Origin of the sequence: Leminorella grimontii ATCC 33999 = DSM 5078 (genome assembly GCF_000439085.1) — a bacterium.
In the GTDB taxonomy this organism is placed as follows: Bacteria; Pseudomonadota; Gammaproteobacteria; order Enterobacterales; family Enterobacteriaceae; genus Leminorella; species Leminorella grimontii.
Map to the genome: position 1 here is coordinate 949,870 of NZ_AUUA01000001.1, position 16,680 is coordinate 966,549.

At 50.1% G+C, this 16,680-nt stretch carries 14 protein-coding genes; 9 read left to right on the plus strand and 5 right to left on the minus strand.

Annotation, left to right across the window (positions count from 1 at the left end; genetic code table 11):
* Positions 1 to 249: 249 nt before the first annotated feature.
* On the minus strand, positions 250 to 663 hold the full coding sequence (locus G544_RS0104340) for a CoA-binding protein (RefSeq protein ID WP_027273450.1): 414 nt from the start codon (positions 661 to 663) through the stop codon (positions 250 to 252).
* A gap of 128 nt (positions 664 to 791) precedes the next feature.
* On the opposite strand from G544_RS0104340, the gene G544_RS0104345 reads away from it, so the two are divergent.
* Positions 792 to 1,250 carry a methylglyoxal synthase gene (locus G544_RS0104345; RefSeq protein ID WP_027273451.1) on the plus strand — a complete coding sequence of 153 codons (459 nt, stop codon included), beginning with the start codon at positions 792 to 794 and terminating at the stop codon, positions 1,248 to 1,250.
* 55 nt (positions 1,251 to 1,305) lie between these two features.
* Here G544_RS0104345 and helD read toward each other — a convergent pair whose 3' ends face one another.
* Positions 1,306 to 3,360, minus strand: coding sequence for a DNA helicase IV (helD, locus tag G544_RS0104350; protein WP_027273452.1), 2,055 nt, complete (start codon positions 3,358 to 3,360; stop codon positions 1,306 to 1,308).
* A gap of 250 nt (positions 3,361 to 3,610) precedes the next feature.
* On the opposite strand from helD, the gene G544_RS0104355 reads away from it, so the two are divergent.
* Together G544_RS0104355 and yccS are read left to right on the plus strand one after the other, a co-directional pair.
* Positions 3,611 to 4,066, plus strand: coding sequence for a YccF domain-containing protein (locus G544_RS0104355; RefSeq protein ID WP_027273453.1), 456 nt, complete (start codon positions 3,611 to 3,613; stop codon positions 4,064 to 4,066).
* A gap of 8 nt (positions 4,067 to 4,074) precedes the next feature.
* Positions 4,075 to 6,225 carry a YccS family putative transporter gene (gene yccS, locus G544_RS0104360; protein WP_027273454.1) on the plus strand — a complete coding sequence of 717 codons (2,151 nt, stop codon included), beginning with the start codon at positions 4,075 to 4,077 and terminating at the stop codon, positions 6,223 to 6,225.
* Positions 6,226 to 6,241: 16 nt separating this feature from the next.
* Here yccS and G544_RS0104365 read toward each other — a convergent pair whose 3' ends face one another.
* Positions 6,242 to 6,883, minus strand: a complete 642-nt coding sequence (locus G544_RS0104365; protein WP_081650734.1) for a TfoX/Sxy family DNA transformation protein — start codon at positions 6,881 to 6,883, stop codon at positions 6,242 to 6,244.
* 233 nt (positions 6,884 to 7,116) lie between these two features.
* Here G544_RS0104365 and G544_RS0104370 point away from each other — a divergent pair, with 233 nt between their 5' ends.
* Positions 7,117 to 7,602, plus strand: coding sequence for a cell division inhibitor SulA (locus G544_RS0104370; RefSeq protein ID WP_027273456.1), 486 nt, complete (start codon positions 7,117 to 7,119; stop codon positions 7,600 to 7,602).
* A 781-nt stretch (positions 7,603 to 8,383) separates the two neighbouring features.
* Entirely contained in the window at positions 8,384 to 9,445 is a 1,062-nt protein-coding gene (gene ompA / locus G544_RS0104380) for a porin OmpA (protein ID WP_027273458.1), read from the plus strand.
* Between the two features lie 82 nt (positions 9,446 to 9,527).
* On the opposite strand, the gene matP is transcribed toward ompA, so the two are convergent.
* Positions 9,528 to 9,983, minus strand: coding sequence for a macrodomain Ter protein MatP (gene matP, locus G544_RS0104385; protein ID WP_027273459.1), 456 nt, complete (start codon positions 9,981 to 9,983; stop codon positions 9,528 to 9,530).
* 177 nt (positions 9,984 to 10,160) lie between these two features.
* On the opposite strand from matP, the gene G544_RS0104390 reads away from it, so the two are divergent.
* The 4 genes from G544_RS0104390 (at position 10,161) to ppx (ending at position 16,339) form a co-directional block, all read left to right on the plus strand.
* Complete coding sequence (locus G544_RS0104390; RefSeq protein ID WP_027273460.1) at positions 10,161 to 11,909, plus strand: AAA family ATPase; 1,749 nt, start codon at positions 10,161 to 10,163, stop codon at positions 11,907 to 11,909.
* A gap of 96 nt (positions 11,910 to 12,005) precedes the next feature.
* On the plus strand, positions 12,006 to 12,524 hold the full coding sequence (fabA, locus tag G544_RS0104395; RefSeq protein WP_027273461.1) for a bifunctional 3-hydroxydecanoyl-ACP dehydratase/trans-2-decenoyl-ACP isomerase: 519 nt from the start codon (positions 12,006 to 12,008) through the stop codon (positions 12,522 to 12,524).
* A 192-nt stretch (positions 12,525 to 12,716) separates the two neighbouring features.
* Entirely contained in the window at positions 12,717 to 14,804 is a 2,088-nt protein-coding gene (gene ppk1, locus G544_RS0104400; RefSeq protein ID WP_027273462.1) for a polyphosphate kinase 1, read from the plus strand.
* A 5-nt stretch (positions 14,805 to 14,809) separates the two neighbouring features.
* Positions 14,810 to 16,339, plus strand: a complete 1,530-nt coding sequence (gene ppx / locus G544_RS0104405; RefSeq protein WP_027273463.1) for an exopolyphosphatase — start codon at positions 14,810 to 14,812, stop codon at positions 16,337 to 16,339.
* A gap of 106 nt (positions 16,340 to 16,445) precedes the next feature.
* On the opposite strand, the gene G544_RS0104410 is transcribed toward ppx, so the two are convergent.
* On the minus strand, positions 16,446 to 16,680 hold a 235-nt coding region (locus G544_RS0104410), incomplete at its 5' end, for an IS200/IS605 family transposase (protein ID WP_027273464.1).

Consider the following 16,680-nt stretch of genomic DNA (forward strand, 5'->3'; position numbering starts at 1 on the left):
TATAGCCTCTCCGTTCGCCAAAATCCCCCAATTTCGATAATACACCTCAGCTACCTGATCCAGCTCATCCAGTCCGCAACCATGTAGAAAAGCAGACAAAACGCCATAAAAGCAGCAATATCTTTTATTAACGGCATAGCATTTCCTCGCGTCAGCATTCATCATGCAGTGAGTAAGCCATCCATTTCTTAATGGAATCTTAAGACGTGGGAAAAAGGAAATTAATTGCTCGTCAGCATCCTATGCTATCTATTTTATCAGCCCCAGCCTCTTAATCTCTTTCTTGGGACAGACATCCATCACAACCGTCAGGCCGGCATCCTGCGCCAGCTTTTCTGCATCGTGGTTCACAACGCCAATCTGCATCCAGAGCACTTTTGCGCCGATGGCAATAGCCTCTTGCGCAACGCCGTAAGCCGCATCGGCATTGCGAAAAACGTCCACCATGTCAACCGGGGACTCTATATCCTTAAGCTCTGCGTAAACCTTTTCGCCTAACAGCGTTTTTCCAGCAAGCTTAGGGCTTACGGGAATGACTCGATATCCCTGCCCCTGAAGGAATGCCATAACTTCATTACTCGGCCTTTCCGGATTATCGCTTGCACCTACCAGCGCAATGGTTTTCACGTTCTGTAAGATAGCCAATATTTTGCTGTCGCTCATGTTTCGTTTCCTCTTATGGGTCGCACCTGTGAGAATAAAGTATACATTTTCTATTTTATCGCTTTTTTATAAAACGCAGTTTCAGTAATCTATCTGTTATCACTCTTTTTCAAGGAATTTTACCGACTATGCAACTGACGACGCGGACCATCCCGGTTCAAAAGAACGTAGCGCTGGTAGCCCACGACCACTGTAAAGCATTTTTACTCAAGTGGGCGGAAGACAATAAGCAGACGCTGGCCAAGCACACGCTTTTCGCGACGGGAACAACGGGCAACATGATCCAGCGCGCCACCGGAATCAACGTACACAGCATGCTCAGCGGCCCAATGGGAGGCGACCAGCAAATTGGAGCGCTAATTTCCGAAGGTAAAATCGACGTTCTGATTTTCTTTTGGGATCCGCTCAACGCCGTCCCCCATGACCCTGACGTTAAAGCGCTTCTACGTCTGGCGACCGTATGGAACATTCCTGTGGCAACCAACCGCGCAACTGCAGATATGCTAATGTCATCCGTCCTGTTTGAAGAAGAGGTAGAGATAGCGATCCCCGACTATCAGCGCTATCTTCAAGAACGCTTAAAGTAACGGCCTTTTCTCCGGACGGAAAAGAAAGCCCGACTCACGTCGGGCAATTGTTCTATCAGGGTTTACGCTTCACCACCGCGCCCATGTCAAGCAGCTGTTTCACAAATACGGACGGTGACTCCGTATCCTGCAGCAGCCATACGCGATGGCGTGCGCGCGTTAAGGCGACGTAGAGCAGGCGGCGTTCCTGCGCGTCGGGAAACGTTTCCGCCTGGGGTAATAAAACCCGTTCGACGACGCCTTCCTCATCTCTCGCGGGGAACCCGTCCGCCCCGTCCTTCAGGCCAACGATAATGACGTAGTCAGCCTGCCTCCCTTTACTCGCATGTATAGTAGAAAATTCAATTTTCAGAGTTGGCCAGCGCGTTGGCGCCTTATTTAAAATCTCAGGTTTGGAATAATGATAACGGCCCAAAACCAGAATATCGTCATCCGGCGAGGCATAACCGCTGAGCTTATTGAGCAGCGCCTCCAGCTGCTGTTCGGGTAAAAGCACGATGGGATGCTTTTCACCCTGAAACTCACTTTGGATCCTGCGCTTAATCTGCGCGGGATTTTGTTGGACGTATTCACCGGCGATTTCCGCCGTTTCCTGCCCAAAGCGATAGGTCGTAGTCAGAGCGCAGCGTTCTCCGGCGCCAAAGGCGTCGTTAAACCTGGAGGTTAATTCGGGCGCCGCACCGCTGAACCTGTAGATAGACTGCCAATCGTCCCCAACGGCAAACAGGGCGGTCTCTGCGTTCTGCCGGCGTAAGGCTTTTATTAACGCCGCTCGCAGCGGCGATATGTCCTGAAATTCATCGACCAAAATATGCCGCCAAGGGCTGACAAACTTGCCCTTTTCAATCAAGCCGATGGCCTGATGCAAAAGCCCTGAAAAATCTACCGCGCCTTCCTCTTTCAACGCCTTTTTCCATGCCTTTAACAGGGGAGACAATAAACGGATCTTCTTCTGAAACTCCGACTTAATCTCCGGCGGCGCTAGCGCAACCATATCGGCCTGACTGCCGCCGCACTCGCGCATAAGGCGAAGCCAGCCGTCCAAACGAGCGCCCATACGTTCGGTCAGCGACGCGTCCTGCCAAAACTGCTCTCCGCTCAACGGCCAGCCCAGGTCTTGCGCGATCCAGTTCCGCCAACCTGAGGCCTGGCTCTTTTTCGCTGTACACTGTGCCCGCCATTCGGCGCATAGGAAATCCCTACGTCGCTCTGCATCGGTTTCTAATTTACTGATTGAAGGCGGCTTTTTACTGCACTGAGAGATGACCGACAGGGCCAGCGCGTGGAAAGTTTTCGCGTCAACATGGGATGCGCCAAGCCGCCGACTAACGCGTTCATTCATTTCCTGAGCGGCCTTACGCCCAAAAGCCAACAGCAGGATCTCTTCTTCTCGCGCAATCCCTCGGTAAAGCAGCCAGCCTGCCCGCGCGGCCAAAACGGACGTTTTACCGCTGCCAGCGCCCGCCAACACCAACACGTTTTTTTCTCCACTGAGCACGGCTCGGCACTGTGATGGATTTAGCGGCTGAGACTCAACGCTGGCGAAAAAGTCTTGATGCTCTTCCAGCATGTTCCGGATCCACTGCCGGTTAGCCTTTTCTACTTTTTCTTCACCCTCGTTTAGCCACTGCATGCAGACGTCATAAAAACCGCAGCAGGAAGAAAACGCCGTTAACCTCTCCTGAGGCAAAGGGATGGACGACAGAGTGGCTCGGATATCCGCCTGAATCTGGGCAAGATCTTCTTGCGTTAGCCAACGGCCCTGTGCCAGATGGGCTTCAATCGCCAGAACCCTGTCGGACAGTAAAGACGCCGTGATCCTCTCCATCTCAACGTCCCACCGGCGCCATACCGTCATCAAATGATGATAAAATTGCTGAGTTTCTTGCCACTGGGTTCCGTGAAGGCGGACGACCTTCTCTTCCGGAAGCTCAAACTCCAGTTCCCCCCAAACCAGCCCTCTTTTACAGCGCACCGCCAACAGTTGATTAAACGGAATAGCCGTCATGTGTTTAGGACCGCTGACCTCTACGCCCGCGTTCAACATTTTCACTTTATTATAAGGATGCTGAGCCAGATGCTGCCCTACTGCCGTTGACTTTAGTTCCATGATATACCGCTTAAACTCATGCCGTTTATTAACGTCCGCAGGCAAAACGCCGATTTTTGCTCGCGTTTTCACTGCCTATAGCCGAATAATTTATCATTACGGGAGGAATATCTAACGCTTTTCGATTGAGTAAAGCAAAATAAGCCGTAACATAACGGGTTTTATCATACTTGACCGCCTTACTTTGAGGGAATCACGGTTATTCCTGAAGGCAAGCAGATCGGCGGCAAACGGGAGCCAGGAGCGATTTATGCGCAGCGTACTGAATATACTTAATTTTATCCTCGGTGGCGTTTTTACCACCTTAGGCTGGCTGCTGGCCACCATCGTCACCGTACTACTGATTTTTACGCTTCCGTTGACGCGTTCCTGTTGGGAAATTACCAAACTGTCTCTGTTTCCCTTCGGCAACGAAGCCGTTCACGTCGATATGATTAACCCCGATGACCGCAATTCGGTAAGAAACGCTGGCGGTACGCTGCTTAACGTATTCTGGTTTATCTTCTTCGGCTGGTGGCTCTGCCTTTCTCACATTACGGCCGGTATCGCCCAGTGCCTGACTATCATAGGAATACCGGTCGGTATCGCCAATTTCAAAATTGCCGTAGTCGCTTTGTGGCCCGTAGGGCGTCGAGTCGTGCCTGTCGAAATGGCGCGTCAGGCCAGAGTCGATAGCGTTAAGCGCCAAATGCGCTCCCCCCGTTAAGGCCTACGATAATGACGGCACGTCAGGGGCTTCGACGCTATTTTTATAACAGCCATTGGCTATACGGCATCCGCATATTTATCGCGCTTAGCGGCACCGTTTTTGCACCCTGGTGGTTAGGTGAAAGCCTGCTGACGATCCCATTAACGCTCGGCGTCGTTGCCGCAGCGTTAACCGATTTAGATGACCGATTAACGGGACGGTTACGCAATCTGGTCATCACTCTGTCCTGTTTCTTTATTGCCTCCGTCTCGATTGAAATCCTCTTCCCCTACCCTTGGCTATTTGCTCTTGGCCTTTTGCTCTCGACCGCGGGCTTCATTCTGCTTGGATCGTTAGGTCAACGGTATGCCACGATCGCGTTTGGCGCGCTTCTAATTGCAATTTACACAATGCTCGGCGTTTCCATGTACTCAGCCTGGTACACGCAGCCGCTGCTTCTGCTTGCCGGCGCCGTTTGGTATAACTTCATCACCCTACTGGGCCACATCATTCTCCCGATCCGCCCACTGCAGGATAATCTGGCCCAGTGCTTTGAAAAGCTAGCGGCGTTTCTTGACGCCAAAGCGATGCTATTCGATCCCGACGAAGAGCAGCACTTCGCCCGTCAGCTCATTCACCTGACGATGGTCAACGGTTCCCTGGTCGACACGCTAAACCAAACAAAGGCCTCGCTGCTAACCCGACTTAAGGGGGATCGGGGGCAGAGAAGCACTCGACAGATGCTGCACTACTACTTCGTTGCACAGGATATTCACGAGCGAGCAAGCTCCGCCCACGCTCAGTATCAACAGCTTAGCGACTCACTGCGCTATACCGATATTCTGTTTCGCTTTCAACGACTGCTGACGCTACAGGCAAAATCGTGCCTAAGCCTTGCCCACGCCGTTCGCTATCGCCAAAAGTATGTCTATAACGTCTATCAAACGCAGGCGCTTCTTCACTTGGAAAAGAGCCTCTCCAACCTGACGTCGAAATATGAGCTGCCGCCCGGCTTGATGCAGTCGCTTTCTCACCTGCTGAATAATTTAAAATCGATTGACGCTCAATTAAGCAGCCTTGAGTCAGAACAGGCGGCAGACGTTCAAAGCCTGCAGGACAACACGCTAGCGGACGATAAAATTGCGGGCCTGCAGGACATCAAAGCGCGTTTTGCTCAACACCTGACGCCGCAATCAACGCTGTTTAGACACGCCGTACGGATGTCCCTCGTTTTATGCCTCGGCTATGCGATTATCCAGTTTGCTCATCTACAAAACGGCTACTGGATTATGCTTACCAGCCTGTTTGTCTGTCAGCCGAACTACAACGCAACGCGAACCCGCCTGACGCTTCGCGTCGTCGGAACGCTAGCCGGCATTTTAGTTGGGTTGCCCATTCTCTATTTCGTACCATCGCAGGAAGGGCAGCTTATTCTCATCGTTATCAGCGGCGTTTTGTTTTTTCTTTTTCGCAACGTGCGCTACGCCTACGCCACAATGTTCATTACGTTGCTGGTTCTGTTTTGTTTTAACCTGCTGGGAGAAGGGTTTCGCATCGCGCTTCCGCGCGTAGTTGACACCCTGCTGGGCTGCGCTATCGCCTGGGCCGCCGTTAGCTTTATATGGCCAGACTGGAAATTCCGCCACATCAGCACCGTTCTGAATAAAGCGGTCAACGCTAACTGTCGATATTTGGACGCTATTCTCGAACAGTACCATCAAGGGAAAAGCAACGGTGTCGATTATCGGATCGTACGTCGCAACGCTCACAATTGCGACGCTGAGCTGGCCTCCGTTGTTTCAGGAATGGCAGCAGAACCGAAACGGGATCCGGCTTTATTAGACAAAGGATTTCGCTTGCTCGGCCTAAACCATACCCTTCTTGGCTACATCTCGGCTCTAGGCGCCCATAGAGAAAAGTTGACGGAAAACTCAAACGTATTGGCTATGTTAAACGACGCCGTTTGTTATATCGACGGAGCCCTACAGCGTGAAGCGAGCGAAAGCGCTCTGGCACAGACGCTGAAAAACGTAAATCGCCAGATATCAGCAATCGGCGCAAGCAACGACGATACGGCGCAGCTTATCGCTCAGCAACTTTCCCTGATTATCGATCTGCTGCCCGAGTTCATAACGCTATCAGGTAGCCTGGCGAACGAGCGCATTTCCGCAGTCTGAGCCAGGCTGACCGTTGTTATTTGTGGTGGGGAAACGCCTCCTCTTCCAACGCATCGTGTTGACTAAGCCCATCGAGCAGAGCTTGACGTACTTCACTAGGCAACGCGGCTGCATGGCAGCCTAAAATCGCACCAGCTAAAGAAAACAGCAGCTCGGTTTTGACATCCTTTCTAATTTCTCTGATTTTAATAAACGTTTCTAATGCGCCGACTTTAATCAAATCTTCAATGCTTTCTACGTTCACTAACCACAGCAGGCGCTCTGTAGCTAACGTCAGGTTAGGAAGATCTTTTAAGCGCGTACACTTAGGAGCGTTCTTTTTCTTACTGTCCATCATAGCCGCCACAAAGGCGCATGAAAGAAAGCTTCTCAATCTTTCTTCATTTTGCCAAAGCGCCTGATGTACGTGATAGTACTTCATGAAAACCGGAACGCCCTTTTTATGATAAATATACTGCTCCATTCCCTGATTGATGAATGTCGACTCCAGCTTGCTATTAGCCCTTAGGTAAAATTTTCCTTCAGAAACCAATGCGAACATAACGTTATCTTTGCAGATGCCGTATCCTCCAAACATAGACTGGGAACTCAGCTCCCCAAAATCACTAAAGTGGGCAATGATTTCTTTGACATACTGCCTCATAACTTCTCTTTTCATACAGATCCTTAATTGTTTTCAATGTGTAGCGTATGGCCTCATTGAACGACTAAGATAGATTAGTTAGTCGATGAAATAATCGACAAAAAGAACAATTATCAAATTTTCCCTTGAATTAATAGATAGTTAATCACCTGTTCATGTCAAATTTGCGAGACATCGTGAAAATAGTTGATTTTAATTAACGCCTCGGATACTGTATATGCATACAGTAAAGATTGAAGGGGTATTTTATGTACATCGCGCCACTGATTACCAATAACGCTTCACATACACTTTTTTCCGGATTGAGTAACAGCAGAATCGGCATGACCACCAATCTGGTCAGCGAGATTGTGTACGACCCACAGAACCCTTTTACGCTACATTTGCTGCTCCCCTTTTTGCAGCAGCTCGGGCAGCAGCCGCGCTGGCAGCTATGGCTTTCATCTGAGCGTCGCTTGAACAGACATTGGATAAGCCGTTTGGGGCTATCGGAGAAAAAAAGCATTTCTCTGCGCACTTCTTCTACACAAGAAAGCGTGTTAATGCTGGAAAAAGCGCTTCGCAGCGGCAACTTCAGCTCCGTCATCGCATGGCTACCGGAATTAACCCAGCAGGATAAAGAGAGCTTGAATCAGGCCGCAGCTGAAGGAGACTGCTACTGCTTCGTATTACAGCCGATGATGATATACCGAAACAATGCTCCTCAAGGTTCGCTTAACGGACAGTGGCACTAAAATTTAGCACAGCGAATGCGGCCTCAGAGCACCCGAAAGAATCAATATCTATATGAAAAACAAATTGAAATTAGTGAAAAGAGCAAAACATCAGGTGAGCAAGACGATAACGCCACCTTTCTTATTGTTGCCAGCCTACTGCTTATAACCCAAAGGAAGAATGAGGTGGTTTTTATAGGTGAAAATTTCATATATATAAATCAACACCTAAAGCATAAGGGAGATAATTCATTATTAACCAAGAAAGAACGCCGGCTATTTTTACTATATAAATAAGCTACTCAAATTAGCTCAACCTATACTTACAACATAATAAAAAGACGTTTTATTAACGCATTAAATATGCTTCTTTACTTAAGCTAACATAAAATTACATTTCTCCTTATTGTTAAGCCAACTCCTTGCTGCCTTCGAGCTGTGAAATCGCACAATATGCTCATAAACATATGTATCTCAAGCGTAGTACAATAATTTTTTTGCATATCGTGTCCAAACGCCATTATTACTAAGGAAAACGCTTTCCTTTATTAAGCCATATTTCCTTCTATAAACTATGTTAATAAGCATGCTAAACAAGATATTTTTATGTTCTTTTAGTATTCAAGACTTGTAACTTTTCTTACAAGCGGTAAACTTTAGCATGATCAGGTTGCTTGTTATGGTTCCGGTTTTTCGATGTCAGTCATGGAATGATAGTTGAATGTTAACTTCGAACCTTTGTACCGGGCCCAATAAGCGTATAACTGAATCATAACTAATTTAGATGATAACGAGGCGCAAAATGAAAAAGACAGCAATTGCATTAGCAGTGGCATTAGCAGGTTTCGCTACCGTAGCGCAAGCTGCTCCCCTAGATAACACCTGGTACACCGGTGCTAAAGTGGGTTGGTCTTACTACCATGATACTGGTTTCTATAACAAGTATGCATCTGGTGCAGATACTCATCCGCATCAACTCGGTGCCGGTGCTTACGTTGGCTACCAGGCTAACCAGTATCTGGGCTTTGAGTTTGGCTACGACTGGTTAGGCCGTATGACCTACCGTGGCGATGACAGCGCTGCTTATAAAGCACAAGGCATCCAACTGTCTGCCAAGCTGAGCTACCCGATCATGAACGATCTGGATATCTACACCCGTTTAGGTGCGATGGGCTGGCGTGGTGACGTAACTGCTCACCCTGCAGCAGGCGGTACCTACAAAGATCACGAAACTGGCGTTTCTCCGCTGGCTGCCGTTGGTGTTGAATATGCAATCACCCCGAGCCTTGCTACTCGCCTGGACTACCAGTGGGTTAACAACATCGGTGACGCCGACAGCGTTGGCACCCGTCCGGATAACGGCATGCTGAGCCTGGGCCTGGCTTACCGTTTCGGTCAGACCAAGCCGGCTCCTGCCGTTGCTCTGCCGGTTGTACAGACCAAGCGCTTCACTCTGAAGTCTGACGTTCTGTTCGCTTTCAACAAAGCAAGCCTGAAAGCAGAAGGCCAGCAGGCTCTGGATCAACTGTACGGCGAACTGAGCGCGCTTAAGCCTCAGGACGGTTCTCTGGTAGTTATCGGTCACACTGACCGTATCGGTTCAGAAGCCTACAACCAGAAGCTGTCTGAGAAGCGTGCACAGACCGTTGTTGACTACCTGGTCAGCAAAGGCATCCCGGCAGACAAGATCTCTGCTCGCGGCGAAGGCAAATCTAACCCGGTTACCGGTTCTACCTGTGATGGCATGAAGCGCGGCGCAGCTCTGATCGACTGCCTGGCTCCGGACCGTCGTGTAGAAATCGAAGTAACTGGCGCTAAAGACGTCGTTACTCAAGTTAACGAAGCTGTACAGGCTGCTAAATAAGCAACCCTTACGCTCTTAGCATCAAAAAACCCCGCGCTAAGCGGGGTTTTTTATTGATAACACATATTAAAAAATTATTTAACTACTTGTCCTCAGACAAAATAGCCTTCAGATCCTGCTTAAGCAGAGACATTTGGTTCGCGTACAGCTCTTTTCGTTCAGCGTCTTCTATCAGCTGCACTATCGTTTCCGATAGCGTAGCGCCGCGGCGCTGTGAAAGCGCGGAAAGCCGCTGCCAGACTAAAAACTCCAGATCGATAGACTTCTTGCGAGTATGCTGCTGCTCTGCGTTAAAATGCCGCTTGCGCCGCGCCCGGATGGTCTGCTTAAGGCGATTTTCCAAATTTGGATTTATGTGAGCTTTAATCCACTCCAATACCTTTGTTGGCTCATTCTCCAACCGCAGCAGTTCTTCAACGACCTCTTGCGCCGCGCTATACTCGATATAGCGGGTGATTTCCTCGCCTTCCCGGTGCTTTTTGACTAGATACTTCCATTTCCAGCCGCTTTCCAAATTGTCCAACTGCTGATATTTCATGGTATAAACACCCGCTTAGTGACCGCGTAACATCCGTAGCATAGCACTTTTTTTCACCATCACAACCCCAATCCCACTCTTTCGCCCGCATTGATTTTAAACCTACCCTAGGGAGTATGAACTGCGCTCGATTCTTGTATAATCTCGTTTTCTTTTTAAATAAAAGCAGCGAATATTTTGACGATTAATCAGCTTGAATGGCAACAGCTGTTGCCGGACACCACGCCCTATACAGGACTGTTTGAGCAAGAGTTCCGCCGCGAGCCTATCGATCTCGCCATCACGCAGCCGCGCCTTCACCAGGCTTTGGCAGCCTTCTGTGGTCAGCATACCGCATCGCCTTTTATGGTAGTCAAAGCGGTAGACAGCCGCGCCTATCTTGCCCTGATTAACGACGGCGTTGAAAAATTTGTCTCTCCGTCTCCCTCGCCTATCGGCAGCCGTTACGACATCCAGGGAAAGATCGTAACTCGTTCCGATGCGCAAAGCGCTGAAGACAACTTTGCCGCAAAGTCAGCCAGCCTCTATGAAGAATGGCTGGAAGCGGAACAGCTGTTTGGCTGTCTGCGCAAATGCGGCGATAGCTATACGCTTGAGCCGGGGCTGGTTCATCAGGCTAACGGCGGCGTACTTATTCTCTCCGTCAGAACGCTGCTGGCACAACCCCATCTGTGGCTGCGTTTAAAGCAGGCCGTACTCAGCAAGCGCTTTCAGTGGTGCTCAGCCGACGAAACCAGGCCTCTTGCGCTTTCCATCCCTTCGATGCCTCTCGACCTGAAGGTCATTCTGGTGGGCGACCGCTATGGACTGGGAGCGTTACAAGATCAGGAGCCTGAGCTTATCGAACAGGCGCTTTACGCTGAATTTGAAGACGATCTGACGCTTAATGATGAAAACGATATCGTAACCTGGTGCGCCTACGTTACCAGCGTCGCCTGCCGCTATCAGCTGCCTGAAGTTAATGCCGACGCCTATCCGCATCTTATCAGAGAAGGCGCCAGGAGAAGCGGAGATCAGGAAAGGCTGCCGCTGTGTCCACTGTTTATTAGCCACCTGCTGTCAGACGCGGCGCGCTTTACCGATTCGTCAATCACGGCTCAGGCCGTTATCCAGGCAAGAGACGATAAGCGCTGGCGCGAAAGCTATCTGTCAGAAATGGTGCTGGACGATATCGATTTAGGGCAGGTTCATATTGAAACCGAAGGCGCGGTCATCGGCCAAATCAACGGCCTGTCCGTGCTGGAATATCCCGGTCATCCACGTGCGATGGGGGAACCGTCTCGCATCAGCTGCGTCGTTCACCTCGGTGACGGTGAAATTACCGACATAGAGCGCAAATCCGAACTTGGCGGCAACCTGCACGCAAAGGGAATTATGATTATGCAGGCCTTTATTACTTCTGAACTGGCCTCTGAACAGCAGTTTCCTTTCTCCAGCTCGATCGTTTTTGAACAGTCTTATGGCGAAGTCGACGGCGACAGCGCCTCTCTGGCAGGGTTGTGCGCTCTGATAAGCGCCCTTTCTCAGTTGCCGATAAGCCAGCAAATCGCCGTAACCGGTTCTGTCGATCAGTTCGGCAACGTCCAAACTATCGGCGGCATTAATGAAAAAATCGAAGGCTTTTTTGACGTATGCAACGCGCGTGGCTTAACCGGCTCGCAGGGTATCATTCTGCCGCTAACCAACGTGCGCCATCTGTGCCTGAAGGATGAAGTCATCGAGGCCGTAAAGCTTGGACAATTCACTCTGTGGGCGGTCGAGCACGTCCGCGATGCGCTGCCTCTGCTGACGGGAGTGCCCTATATTGAAGAGAATGCGCCCTGTATTTTAAGCGCCATTCAAGAGCGGATATCTCAGGCCGGCGGCGGCGATCGTAACCGTCTTCCCTGGTTTTTACGCTGGATTAATTGGTTTAACCGTGGCTGATCGGACTTGTTCGGCTTACATCTGTAAGCTAATCTAGTCGGCTACGATTGTGGGTATACTGCCCTTTACCTGTTAAAAAATTAAGGTTAGTCAATTATGTTTGAAAAACGCGAATCCTATACAAAAGAAGACCTGCTTGCCTCAGGTCGCGGTGAACTATTTGGCGCAGGCGGTCCGCCGCTTCCGGCCCCGAATATGTTGATGATGGATCGCATTATCAAAATGACAGAAACCGGCGGGCAGTACGACAAAGGCTATGTTGAAGCCGAGCTGGATATTCAGCCCGACCTGTGGTTTTTCGGTTGCCACTTCATCGGCGATCCCGTCATGCCCGGCTGCCTCGGTCTGGATGCGCTTTGGCAGCTGGTTGGCTTCTATCTGGGCTGGCTTGGCGGAGAAGGTAAAGGCCGCGCGCTGGGCGTCGGTGAAGTTAAGCTGACAGGTCAAATTCTGCCGACGGCGAAGAAAGTGACCTATCGCCTTCACATGAAGCGCGTCATTAACCGTCGCCTGATCATGGGCATGGCCGATGGTGAAGTGCTGGTCGACGGCCGCGTTATCTATACTGCTACCGATTTAAAAGTCGGCCTGTTTAAAGACACCAGCGCATTCTAAAAATCCTCACTGAAAAAAGCGCCTTCGGGCGCTTTTTTACTATCGTCCCGCCCCCTCTTTTTATCCGTTACGCGAATACGCTCCCTGCGTAGTACACTTAAATTCTACGCTAAGTGATAGACTTACCTTTCAACAAGTCGTCATAATGGCGTCACTATTCAGTCGCCACCATTCAGTTGCCACGGAGTCATGATGAATCAGGAAAAACTCTATATCGAAAAAGAGCTGAGCTGGTTATCGTTCAACGAGCGAGTTCTTCAGGAAGCGGCGGATAAAAGCAATCCGCTTATCGAGAGGATCCGCTTTCTGGGCATCTATTCAAGCAATCTGGATGAGTTTTACAAGGTCCGCTTTGCCGACGTTAAGCGACGCATCCTGATTAAAGAAGAACAGGGTTCCGCTTCCAGCTCTAAACAGGTATTGAAAAAGATCCAGTCGAAGGTGCTAAAAACCGATCAGGAATTCGATAACCTGTATAACGAGCTGCTGCTGGAAATGGCGCGAAACCAGATATTTCTTATCAACGAACGCCAGCTGTCGGAAAATCAGCAGGTGTGGCTGCGCCACTATTTTAAAAACCATCTCCGCCAGTACATTACGCCCATTATTTTGTCTAACGACATCAATCTCGTTTCATTTTTAAAAGATGACTTCACCTATCTGGCGGTTGAGATCGTCATTAGCGAAGACAAAAAAGAGTATGCGCTGCTGGAAATTCCGTCCAATAAAGTATCGCGCTTTATTACGCTGCCGCCCGAACCGCCCAGACGGCGTAAGCCCATGATTCTGGTGGACAACATTATCCGTCTCTGCTTGGACGACATCTTTAAAGGCTTTTTCGATTACCAGTATCTGGAAGCCTACTCGATGAAGATGACGCGCGATGCCGAATACGATCTGGTCAACGAAATGGAATCCAGCTGGCTTGAGCTAATGTCCTCCAGCCTTAAGCAGCGATTAACGGCGGAACCGGTGCGCTTTGTCTATCAGCGCGATATGCCGAACGACATGGTGGAAATCCTGCGCCATAAGCTTGGCATTTCGTCCTATGACTCGATTATTCCCGGCGGGCGCTACCACAACTTTAAAGACTTCATCAACTTCCCCAACGTGGGGAAAGATAATCTGCTAAACAGGCCGCTGCCCCGTCTAAGGCACAATTGGTTTACTCTGTTTCGCAACGGATTCGAAGCCATAAGGGAACGGGACGTTCTGCTTTATTATCCTTACCACACGTTTGAACACGTACTTGAGCTGGTGCGCCAGGCCTCTTTTGACCCAAGCGTGCTGGCGATAAAGATCAATATTTATCGCGTCGCGAAAGATTCCCGCATTGTAGAGTCGATGATCAACGCCGCCCACAACGGTAAAAAGGTCACCGTCGTCGTGGAACTGCAGGCGCGCTTTGACGAAGAGGCTAATATTCACTGGGCCAAGCGCCTGACGGAGGCTGGCGTCCACGTCATTTTCTCCGCACCGGGCCTCAAGATCCACGCTAAGCTGTTTTTAATCTCACGCATTGAAGAGGGGCAAATCGTCCGCTATGCGCACATAGGGACGGGCAACTTTAACGAAAAAACCGCCCGGCTTTATACGGACTTCTCCCTCCTAACGGCCGACGCCCGGATAACCAACGAAGTTCGCCGGGTATTCAACTTTATTGAGAACCCCTATCGCCCCGTCAGCTTTGAGCACCTTTTGGTTTCACCTCAAAACTCGCGCCTGATGCTTAATAAGCTCATTGACCGAGAGATTTCCTGCGCGCAGGCAGGCCTTGAGGCCGGTATCACGCTAAAAATCAACAACCTGGTGGACAAAGAGCTCATCGACAGACTTTATGCAGCATCCGGCGCGGGCGTAAAAATTCGGCTGATTGTCCGGGGAATGTGCGCTCTCGTCCCTAACATTCCGGGCGTTAGCGAGAACATTCAGGTAACGAGCATCGTCGATCGCTTCCTTGAACACGCCCGCGTCTATATTTTTGAAAACCAGGGCGACAAGCAGGTCTTTATCTCCTCAGCCGACTGGATGACCCGCAATATCGACTACCGTATCGAAGTCGGCGTCGCGATCCTTGACCCGGTGCTGAAGCAGAGAGTGCTCGACATTATTGACTTGCAGCTTTCCGATACGGTCAAAGCCCGCATTATCGATAAAGACTTAAGCAATGATTACGTTCCGCGCGGCAACCGCCGGAAAGTGCGCTCCCAAATAGCCATCTATGACTATTTAAAAGCGATTGAAGAAGCCTCGACAGAAACGCCAACGTCAATTGAGTAATTTTTATGCCTTTAACCAAAACTACCGCATCAAAACAACAAGAAATTGCCGCGATCGATCTGGGGTCCAACAGCTTCCACATGGTGATTGCGCGCGTCGTCAACGGCGCGCTGCAAGTTTTAGGTCGCCTGAAGCAGCGCGTTCGACTGGCCGACGGTTTGGACAAAGACAACGTATTAAGCGAAGAGGCTATCGTTCGCGGCCTTAACTGCCTTAGTCTGTTTGCTGAACGCCTGCAGGGTTTTCCTATTAACAGCGTCCGCATTGTTGCAACGCATTCGCTAAGACAGGCCGCCAACAGTCAGGAATTCCTTGAGCGGGCAAAAGAGATTTTGCCCTACCCCATAGAGATTATTTCCGGCCAAGAAGAGGCTCGCCTTATCTATATGGGCGTTGCCCACACGCAGCCGGAAAAAGGCCGTAAGCTGGTCATTGATATCGGCGGGGGGTCAACCGAAATGGTTATCGGCGAAGACTTCTCTCCGGTCTTGGCCGAAAGTCGACGCATGGGCTGCGTAAGCTTTTCTCGCCAATTCTTCCCCGATGGGGAAATAAGCTCGCAAAACTTCAACAGGGCCAGGATTGCGGCCGAACAAAAGCTGGAAAGCCTAACCTGGCAGTATAAGGTTCACGGCTGGCAGTACGCATTCGGCGCATCCGGCACGATAAAGGCGGTACACAACGTTATTATTGAAGAGATGGGAGAGCCTGACGGTACCATCACGCCCGAGCGTCTTGAATGGGTCATCAAGCAGACGCTGAAGTTTAAATCCTTTCGCTCACTAAAGCTGGCCGGGCTTTCTCCCGACCGTCAGGGCGTATTCGTTGCAGGGCTAGCCATTCTGAGCGCCGTTTTCAATGCCCTATCGTTAAAAGCGCTTCGCCTGTCCGACGGAGCCCTGCGCGAAGGCGTTATCTATGAAATGGAGCACCACTTTCGGCATCAGGACATTCGTAGCCGAACCGCTATCAGCCTGGCCGAGCATTACAATATCGACCGAGATCAGGCCAACCGCGTTTTAACGCTGACGAAAAATCTATATGCCCAGTGGGTTAAGCAAAACGAAGCGCTGGCCGACCCTCAGTCGGAAGCACTGCTGGGCTGGGCCGCGATGCTGCATGAGGTTGGCCTCAGCATTAACTACAGCAACCTGCAGCGTCATTCCGCCTACATTTTGCAGAACACCAACCTCCCCGGCTTTAATCAGGAACACCAGCTGCTGTTGGCTACGCTGGTGCGTTTCCATCGTAAAAGCATAAAGCTGGATGAGCTTCCCAGCTTTAACCTGGTCAAACGGCATCAGGTTATTCCCCTGATCCAGTTACTGCGCCTGGCCGTACTGTTAAGCAACCAGCGTCGCTCAACGACGGAGCCAGACTACCTGAAGCTAAAAAGCGACGGTTTCCACATAACGTTGACCTTCCCCTGTGACTATCTGGAGAAAAACAGCTTGGTACAGGCAGATCTGGAACGGGAACAGGAGTATTGGGAAAACGTCAGCGGCTGGCGCCTTATGCTTGAATGCGATGATTAATAAATATCCTCCGGCATAGCCGGAGGTTTTTCATATGCGCCTATAAGGCTCTCCTACCAGCCGCGCCCTAACAGGCGCATCGCGATCTGACATTTGCATCTATGGGTTACTTACGGCCCGTAAACGGGCTGCCTGGATATGGGATCGATAACTGTTCCCCCATTTTATCCTCTTTCAATTGATGCTTTATGTACTCTTGTATTCGGGATGTATTTTTCCCCACCGTATCTACATAGTACCCTCGGCACCAAAACTCTCGATTGCGATATTTGAACTTTAGATCTCCAAACTGCTCATAAAGCATCAGGCTGCTTTTACCTTTCAGATATCCCATAAAGCCC